This is a genomic window from Aeromonas sp. R3-1, from assembly GCF_040908345.1.
In the GTDB taxonomy this organism is placed as follows: Bacteria; Pseudomonadota; Gammaproteobacteria; order Enterobacterales; family Aeromonadaceae; genus Aeromonas; species Aeromonas veronii.
The window spans coordinates 1-8483 of the sequence record NZ_JBFODN010000047.1 but is presented as its reverse complement, the minus strand read 5'-3'; the positions used below and the strand labels follow the sequence as shown (position 1 = coordinate 8483).

9 protein-coding genes are annotated in these 8483 nt (G+C 60.0%); all 9 read left to right on the top strand.

The annotated features are described in order from the left end of the window. Positions 1 to 915, top strand: a 915-nt coding sequence (locus tag AB5Y85_RS02395) for a MucB/RseB C-terminal domain-containing protein (protein ID WP_368221114.1), incomplete at its 5' end; no start/stop codon positions are given. 93 nt (positions 916 to 1008) lie between these two features. Next, positions 1009 to 1470 carry a SoxR reducing system RseC family protein gene (locus AB5Y85_RS02390; protein ID WP_257687812.1) on the top strand — a complete coding sequence of 154 codons (462 nt, stop codon included), beginning with the start codon at positions 1009 to 1011 and terminating at the stop codon, positions 1468 to 1470. A gap of 116 nt (positions 1471 to 1586) precedes the next feature. Continuing rightward, positions 1587 to 3380, top strand: coding sequence for a translation elongation factor 4 (gene lepA / locus AB5Y85_RS02385; RefSeq protein ID WP_005335396.1), 1794 nt, complete (start codon positions 1587 to 1589; stop codon positions 3378 to 3380). A 3-nt stretch (positions 3381 to 3383) separates the two neighbouring features. Next, on the top strand, positions 3384 to 4307 hold the full coding sequence (gene lepB, locus AB5Y85_RS02380) for a signal peptidase I (protein WP_005335395.1): 924 nt from the start codon (positions 3384 to 3386) through the stop codon (positions 4305 to 4307). Continuing rightward, positions 4308 to 4979, top strand: a complete 672-nt coding sequence (gene rnc, locus AB5Y85_RS02375; RefSeq protein WP_005335394.1) for a ribonuclease III — start codon at positions 4308 to 4310, stop codon at positions 4977 to 4979. After that, complete coding sequence (gene era, locus AB5Y85_RS02370; protein WP_033112795.1) at positions 4976 to 5875, top strand: GTPase Era; 900 nt, start codon at positions 4976 to 4978, stop codon at positions 5873 to 5875. The genes rnc and era overlap by 4 nt, the downstream gene beginning before the upstream one ends. Next, a complete protein-coding gene (recO, locus tag AB5Y85_RS02365) occupies positions 5876 to 6586 on the top strand; it encodes a DNA repair protein RecO (protein ID WP_005335391.1) in 711 nt (236 codons plus the stop codon). A gap of 84 nt (positions 6587 to 6670) precedes the next feature. After that, positions 6671 to 7408, top strand: a complete 738-nt coding sequence (gene pdxJ, locus AB5Y85_RS02360; RefSeq protein ID WP_198505812.1) for a pyridoxine 5'-phosphate synthase — start codon at positions 6671 to 6673, stop codon at positions 7406 to 7408. 214 nt (positions 7409 to 7622) lie between these two features. Next, entirely contained in the window at positions 7623 to 8378 is a 756-nt protein-coding gene (gene cysQ / locus AB5Y85_RS02355) for a 3'(2'),5'-bisphosphate nucleotidase CysQ (RefSeq protein WP_257687811.1), read from the top strand. Positions 8379 to 8483: the final 105 nt, after the last annotated feature.

Below are 8483 nucleotides of genomic sequence, written 5' to 3'. Positions count from 1 at the left end.
TTATCGTCGGCCGAGGCCTTGTTGCAGCAGATGCAGAGTGCCGTGCAGCAACAGAATTTCGAGTTGTCCATGGTCAAAGCCCGTCAGGGGCGTCTTGAACCGATCCGGATCAGCCATGCCGTGATCAACGGCAAGGAAGTGGCCCACCTCAGTTACCTCGACGGCAAGGCGATCGAGTATCTCCAGCGCCAGAACGAATACACCTTCTTTGAAAACAGCCACGATCCCTACACCCTGAAGGATGCCCGCTTCCCCGGCATCTGGTCGACCCTGGTGAAGATGCCGCTGGCACAGGTGCTGGAGAGCTATGATCCTGTGCTGGCCGGCCGCAGCCGGGTTGCCGGTGTGGTGGCGCAGGTGGTAAGGCTGGTGCCTAAAGAGGCCGACAAATATGGTTTCGTGCTCTGGATTGATGAGCAGAGCCACTTGCTGCTGCGGATCGACATGGTCGAGCGGGAAGGCAATCTGGTGGAGCAGGTGCTCGGTGTCGAGCTGGATCTGCAGAGCAAACCGGCCCCCTGGCTGGTGAAGCTGGCCAACAGCAAGCAGCCTCCGGCGCTGGCGCTGGAGGATGCCTATCCGGCGCCACAACAGCAGTTGAACTGGCAGATCACCTGGCTGCCCGATGGCTTCAAGGTGCTGTCGCAAGACCGGCACCAGCTGGTGACCACCAGTATGCCGGTGGATTACATGATGCTCTCCGACGGGCTGGTGGATCTCTCGGTCTACGTCTCCCGGGTCGATCCCAAGCAGGCGGTGCGCCAGCAGCTGATCCGCCAGGGGGCGACCTCGCTGGTGAGCTATGTCAACGAGGTGGGGGTCGAGATCACCGTGGTCGGTGAGGTGCCTGCCGAAACCGCCAAGCGCATCGCCGAGTCGGTCCAGCCGCTGGCCCGCAACGAAGCGGTGCAGTAACGGGGGATGCGGGGTTCTTCCCCGCTTGCCGAGCGTGGCGAGTCGTGGTCAGATCCCCTGATTGTGTGAACCCGAGGTGTTGCCGTGAATGAGATGAGTGAAGAGCTGGCGACCGTGGTGGCCATTGAGGGTGACCATGCCTGGGTGGAGTGCGAGCGTCGCTCCGCCTGCAGTGGTTGTCAGCAGCAATCCAACTGCGGTACCGGCACCGTGGCCAAGGCGTTTCCCCTGAAAGCTCCCCGCTTGCGAGTCAGGCTGACCGCCGAGGTGCGGGTTGGCCAGCAAGTGAGGCTCGGTATCCCGCAGGAGAGCCTGCTACGCGGAGCGGCGCTGGTCTATGTGCTGCCGCTTTTCTGCTTGCTGGCCGGAGCCCTGCTGGGGCAACTCTGGCTGGCGCCACTGCTCTCGGGGGGGGAGGGGATCACCATCCTCTCCTGCCTGCTGGGGGGCTCTATCGGTTTTTTACTGGTTCGTTACTTTTCCAACCGCCTGGATCAGGGGCGCTACGGCCCGCAGATGCTCGGCGCTGTCGTCCCTGTCCGCATCCTCCCCTGACTGAACAGGCGCTATTTCACTGGCGCTGGCGACTAAAGAATGGCCGTCAGCCGGGTTATCCAGTAAAATCGCGCCTCCATAACTGACCTTAACTAATTTTGAGTGACTCTTGCTCGATGAAACACATTCGTAACTTTTCGATTATTGCGCACATCGACCACGGTAAATCGACCCTGTCGGACCGTCTGATCCAGACTTGCGGTGGCTTGTCCGACCGCGAGATGCAGGCTCAGGTGCTTGACTCCATGGATTTGGAGCGCGAGCGCGGCATTACCATTAAAGCACAGAGTGTGACCCTGAACTACCAGGCACAAGACGGTAACACCTACCAGCTGAACTTTATCGACACCCCGGGCCACGTGGATTTCTCCTACGAGGTCTCCCGCTCTTTGGCGGCCTGTGAAGGGGCGCTGCTGGTGGTGGATGCCGGCCAGGGGGTTGAGGCACAGACTCTGGCCAACTGCTATACCGCCATGGAAATGGATCTGGAAGTGGTGCCGGTGCTGAACAAGATTGACCTGCCGGCCGCGGAACCCGAGCGGGTTGCCGAGGAGATCGAAGACATCGTCGGTATCGACGCGGTCGATGCGGTGCGCTGCTCCGCCAAGACCGGTCTGGGTGTTGATCTGGTGCTGGAAGAGATCGTTGCCAAGATCCCGGCACCGGAAGGTGACCCGGATGCCCCGTTGCAGGCGCTGATCATCGACTCCTGGTTCGACTCCTATCTGGGGGTTGTCTCTTTGGTGCGGATCAAGAACGGTTCTTTGAAGAAGAACGACAAGATCAAGGTGATGAGCACCGGTCAGGTGTGGGGTGTCGATCGTATCGGTATCTTCACACCAAAGCAGGTGGATACCCAGGGGCTGGGCTGTGGCGAGGTAGGTTGGGTTGTCTGCGGTATCAAGGACATCCACGGCGCGCCGGTGGGCGATACCCTGACTCAGGCCAAAAACGGTGCCGACAAGGCGCTGGCTGGCTTCAAGAAGGTGAAGCCGCAGGTTTATGCGGGTCTGTTCCCCATCTCCAGCGATGACTACGAGTCGTTCCGTGACGCCCTCGACAAGCTCTCCCTGAACGATGCCTCCCTGTTCTTCGAACCGGAGAGCTCCACGGCGCTGGGCTTCGGCTTCCGTTGCGGCTTCCTCGGCATGCTGCACATGGAGATCATTCAGGAGCGTCTGGAGCGTGAATACGATCTGGATCTGATCACCACGGCGCCGACCGTAGTGTACGAGATCGAGCTGACCGACGGTTCCACCATCCATATCGACAGCCCGGCCCAGATGCCCGCCATCACCAGCATCAAGGAGATGCGCGAGCCGATCGCCGAGTGTCATATCCTGCTGCCGCAGGAGTACATGGGCAACGTGATCACCCTCTGTATCGAGAAGCGTGGCGTGCAGACCAACATGGTCTATCACGGCAAGCAGGTGGCACTGACCTATGAAATCCCGATGGCGGAAGTGGTGCTCGACTTCTTCGACCGTCTGAAATCCACCAGTCGCGGTTACGCCTCGCTGGACTACGGTTTCAAGCGTTTCGAAACTTCCGACATGGTCCGTCTGGACATCATGATCAACGGTGAGCGCGTCGATGCCCTGGCCATCATCACCCACAAGGACAACGCCCAGTATCGCGGTCGTCAGGTGGTGGAGAAGATGCGTGAGCTGATCCCGCGCCAGATGTTTGATATTGCCATTCAGGCGGCCATCGGCAACCAGATCATCGCTCGCAGCACTGTCAAGGCTCTGCGTAAAGACGTAACCGCCAAGTGCTACGGTGGTGACGTGAGTCGTAAGAAGAAACTGCTGAACAAGCAGAAAGAAGGTAAGAAGCGGATGAAGTCCCTCGGCCGTGTCGACGTGCCGCAGGAAGCCTTCCTCGCGATTCTCCACGTCGGAAAGGATTAATAGATGGCAAGCACGTTTTCCCTGATCCTGGTGGTGGTCTGCGCGATCACCGGTGTTATCTGGTGTCTGGACAAGATGATTTGGTCCAAGCAGCGCGCCGCCAAGATTGCCGTGGCTCGTGCCCATGGCGGTGCCCACCTGGATGAGAAGACCCTGGCCAAGGTCGCCCCCGTACCGGTCTGGATTGAACAGACCGCTGGGGTCTTCCCGGTCATCACCTTTGTGCTGATCCTGCGTTCGTTCATTTTTGAACCGTTCCAGATCCCGTCAGGTTCCATGATGCCCACCCTGCTGGTGGGCGACTTCATCCTGGTGGAAAAATTTGCCTACGGTCTGCGGGACCCGGTGACCAACACCAAGTTCCTCGAGACTGGCGAGCCCAAGCGTGGCGACGTGGTGGTGTTCAAGTATCCCCTTGAACCGCGCGTTGACTACATCAAGCGGGTGGTCGGCATGCCGGGTGATCGGGTCATCTATCGCAACAAGGAGCTGATGATCCGGCCCAAGTGCGAAGAGCAGGAAGGGAAAACGTGTCCGGGCTTCAAGAAGCTCGACGTCAAGTTTGAACAAAGAGGCGAATTTACCCAGATGGGGATCCCCCTTGATCGCTATACCGAGCAGTTGGGCGATGTCTCCCACGAGACCCTGCGCAATCCGCTGATGCCCGACATGGTTGGCCGTTACTATCGCCAGCCCGGCACCTACCCCGACGAGTGGGTGGTACCGGAAGGCCAGTATTTCGTGATGGGCGACAACCGCGACAACAGCACCGACAGCCGCTTCTGGGGTTTTGTGCCCGAGCAGAATCTGGTCGGCAAGGCGGTCGCTATCTGGATAAGTTTTGAATTCGAGCGCGAAGAAGGCTCCCTGCTGCCAAGTTGGGTACCGACAGGTGTGCGCTTCAACCGCATTGGCGGAATCAAGTAAATGAATATCAAGATGAACAGACTGCAGTCCCGTCTCGGGCATGTTTTTGCGGATCTGGAACTGCTGACCCGGGCGCTGACTCACCGCAGCGCCGGTTCCCGTCACAATGAGCGACTGGAATTTCTGGGTGACTCCATTTTGAGTCTGGTGATTGCCGACGATCTGTTCCACCGCTTCCCGCAAGCGGCGGAAGGGGATCTCAGCCGGATGCGCGCCACCCTGGTGCGCGAGAAGACCCTGGCCGAACTGGGCCGGGAGTTCGACCTCGGGGATCACTTGATCCTCGGTCCCGGCGAGCTCAAGAGCGGCGGTTTTCGCCGCGAATCGATCCTGGCCGATACGGTCGAGGCGGTGATCGGTGCCGTCTATCTGGATACCAATCTTGAGACGGTGCGGACACTGCTGCTGAGCTGGTATGCCAGCCGCCTGGAAGAGATCAAGCCGGGCATCGAGCAGAAGGATCCCAAGACCCGTCTGCAAGAAATTTTGCAGGGAAGCCGCAAATCCCTGCCGACCTACACTGTGACCAACGTCAAGGGCGAGGCACACAACCAGGAGTTCACCGTCCAGTGTGACGTGGAAGGTCTGGATGGTCCCCTCGTCGGGGTCGGCACCAGCCGTCGCAAGGCCGAACAGGCCGCGGCGCAGCAAGCATTGGAAAAACTGTCATGACAGATACTACCTATTGCGGCTTTGTCGCCATCGTGGGCCGCCCGAACGTGGGCAAGTCCACCCTGCTCAACAAGCTGCTTGGCCAGAAGGTCAGCATCACCTCGAAGAAGCCCCAGACCACCCGTCACCGGATTTTGGGGATCGACACCGAGGATAACTACCAGACCATCTATGTCGACACCCCGGGTCTGCACATTGAAGAGAAACGGGCCATCAACCGCCTGATGAACCGTGCCGCCACCAGTTCGCTGGGTGATGTGGCCATGGTGGTGTTCATGGTCGATGGTACCCACTGGACCAAAGACGACGAGATGGTGCTGGGCAAGCTGCGCAATCTCAAGTGCCCTGTGGTGCTGGCGGTCAACAAGATCGACAACGTCAAGGAGAAGGAGGAGCTGCTTCCCCACCTCGAGTGGCTGGGCCAGCAGATGAACTTCGCCCATATCCTGCCCATCAGTGCCCAGAAGGGCACAAACGTGGAGAAGATCCGCGAGTGGGCCAAGCCGTTGCTGCCGGAAAACGTCCACTTCTTCCCGGAAGATTACGTGACCGATCGCTCCTCCCGTTTCATGGCCTCCGAGATCATCCGCGAGAAGCTGATGCGCTTCACCGGTGAGGAGCTGCCCTACTCGGTGACGGTGGAGATCGAGCGCTTCAAGGTGGAAGAGAGCGGTATCTATCACATCCACGGCCTCATTCTGGTCGAGCGCGATGGCCAGAAGAAGATGGTCATCGGCAACAAGGGCGAGAAGATCAAGACCATCGGCACCGAGGCGCGTCTCGATATGGAACGGCTGTTCCAGAACAAGGTGCACCTCGAGCTGTGGGTCAAGGTCAAATCCGGCTGGGCCGATGACGAGCGCGCCCTGCGCAGCCTCGGGTATGGCGACGACTGATTGCTGACCCCGGCTTTCGTCATCCATAGCCGACCCTATCGTGAGACCAGCCAGCTGGTCGAGGTTTTCACCCAGGATAGTGGCCGCTTTACCCTGGTGGCTCGCGGTTCTCGCGGGCCACGCTCCCCTCTCAAGGGGCTGCTGCAACCCTTTACCCTGCTCACCATCGCCTGGCGCGGCAAGGGGGATCTCAAGAACCTCACCCAGGTCGAATGCCCCGACCACTCCCTGCGTCTCGGTGGCGATCGCCTCTTCTACGGCCTCTATCTCAACGAGCTGGTCTACTACCTGCTGGAAGCGCACACCCCGTTCCCCGAGGTGTTCGACGCCTATGCCCGTGCCATCATGGCGCTGGCCGATGGCGAGACGCCTGAGCTGCCGCTGCGCCGCTTCGAGTTTCTGCTGCTGCAGGCGCTGGGCTATGCGGTCGATTTCGAATACACGGCGGATGACGAGTCGCCCATCGAGCCGACCCTGCTCTATGGCTTTGAGCGTGAATTGGGCTTTGTTGCTTGCGAGCGGGCGCCGGATCCCCGTACCCTGTTTCTCGGTGCCCACCTGCTCGCCTTTGCCGAGGGACGTTTCGATACCCCTCCCTTGCTGCAGGCGGCCAAACGTTTCAGCCGACTTGCGCTGCAACCCTATCTGGGCAAGCGCCAGCTAAAGAGCCGGGAGCTGTTTTTAAAACGCAAAGCCAGCATGCAAGGCTGACACAGATTACAGACATACGGATATTGGCGCGGGGGGATTCGCTGACCGCGCAGTCAACAGATGAAGCCTTTCAAGGAGTTCTCAATGAGTGAAATCTATCTGGGTGTGAACATCGACCATATCGCCACCCTGCGCAACGCCCGGGGCACCCAGTATCCGGATCCGGTACAGGCCGCCTTCGTGGCCGAGCAGGCCGGGGCCGATGGCATTACCGTGCATCTGCGAGAAGATCGCCGCCATATCACCGACCGTGATGTGGAGATCCTGCGCCAGACTATCCAGACCAGAATGAACCTGGAGATGGCGGTGACCGAAGAGATGATCGGCATCGCCTGCCGCATCAAGCCTCACTTCGTCTGTCTGGTGCCGGAGAAGCGCACCGAAGTGACCACCGAGGGCGGTCTGGACGTGGCCGGTCAGCTGGACAAGGTGACTGATGCCGTTGCCCGTCTCTCCACGGTGGGGGCGCAGGTTTCGCTCTTTATCGATGCCGATCCCATCCAGATCGATGCGGCTGCCGAGAGTGGCGCCCCCTTTATCGAGATCCATACCGGCCGTTACGCCGATGCCACCACAGATGCTGAGCGCAACGCCGAGTTCAAGCGCATCGCCGCCGGTGCCTCCTATGCCGCTGGCAAGGGGCTCAAGGTCAATGCCGGCCACGGCCTGCACTACCACAACGTCAAGGCCATCGCCGCCATCCCCGAGCTCTATGAGCTCAACATCGGCCACGCCATCATCGGCCGCGCCGCCTTCGATGGTTTGGCCAAAGCCGTGAGCGACATGCGCCTGCTGATGCAGGAAGCCCGTCAGGGGATCTGAGTTGCAAAATAGGCCCGCGGCTTGAGACCGGCCGCCAAAAATAACAAGGGACGCCACGGCGTCCTTTGTTGTTTTTAGGTCAATTAATGCGGGGCTAATGAGTTGGCGGCACCCGCGCCGTAATAACCCAGCACAATCGGCTATAAGCAGTTGATGTCAAAAGGGTTACACTGGTTGGCCTTGTGAGCTGGACGAGATTGTTATGGAGCATCCCCTGTACCACCCCGATATCACCGATCTGGAGCCTGTCGCTCGTGCGGCGGGGGCTGCCATCATGGCGATCTACCGCGAGCCTTTTGCGGTGGAGTACAAGAGTGACGAGAGTCCGCTCACGGCTGCCGACAAGGGGGCTCATGAGGTGATCGTGCAGGCGTTGGCGCGGCTGACCCCCGATATCCCTGTGCTGTCGGAGGAGTCTGGCCCCGAGGTGATGGTGGCGCGCCACAGCTGGTCCCGCTACTGGCTGGTGGATCCCCTCGACGGCACCAAGGAGTTTGTTTCCCGCAACGGCGAGTTCACCGTCAATATCGCGCTGATTGAAGGGGGGGCGCCGCGCTGGGGGCTGGTCTATGCCCCTGTGCTGGATAAGCTCTGGTATGGCGGCAAAGGAGTAGGCGCCTGGCGTATCGCCGATGGCAAGTGTGAGCCTATCCAGACCCGGCCTCATCGTGAAGGAGAGGCGTGGCGAGTGGTGGGCAGTCGCAACCACCTGTCGCAGGCGACCCTCGATTTCTTGGCACCTTTTGGCGAGATCGAGCTGGTCTCTATGGGCAGCTCCCTCAAGTTCTGCATCATCGCCGAGGGGGGCGCCGAGCTCTATCCGCGCCTCGCCCCCACCTGCGAGTGGGATACCGGCGCGGCGCAGGCTGTGCTGGAGGGGGCCGGTGGCAGTGTCACCCAGCTCGATGGCTCACCCCTTGCCTACAACAAGCCCGATATCCTCAATCCCTGGTTTGTCGCCAAGGCATAAACGAGATATCGGTGTCTAGTCCTGAAATAGGTTTACACATTTTCAACTAGCATTTCTCTACTCAGAACCCCCTATGTGCCGCATCGGGGGTTCTGTATTTCAACG

Coding starts and splice junctions, on each gene's coding strand:
- rnc (WP_005335394.1), top strand. CDS start 4,308: ATGAATATCAAGATGAACAGACTGCAGTCCCGTCTCGGGCATGTTTTT.
- pdxJ (WP_198505812.1), top strand. CDS start 6,671: ATGAGTGAAATCTATCTGGGTGTGAACATCGACCATATCGCCACCCTG.
- lepB (WP_005335395.1), top strand. CDS start 3,384: ATGGCAAGCACGTTTTCCCTGATCCTGGTGGTGGTCTGCGCGATCACC.
- lepA (WP_005335396.1), top strand. CDS start 1,587: ATGAAACACATTCGTAACTTTTCGATTATTGCGCACATCGACCACGGT.
- AB5Y85_RS02390 (WP_257687812.1), top strand. CDS start 1,009: ATGAGTGAAGAGCTGGCGACCGTGGTGGCCATTGAGGGTGACCATGCC.
- era (WP_033112795.1), top strand. CDS start 4,976: ATGACAGATACTACCTATTGCGGCTTTGTCGCCATCGTGGGCCGCCCG.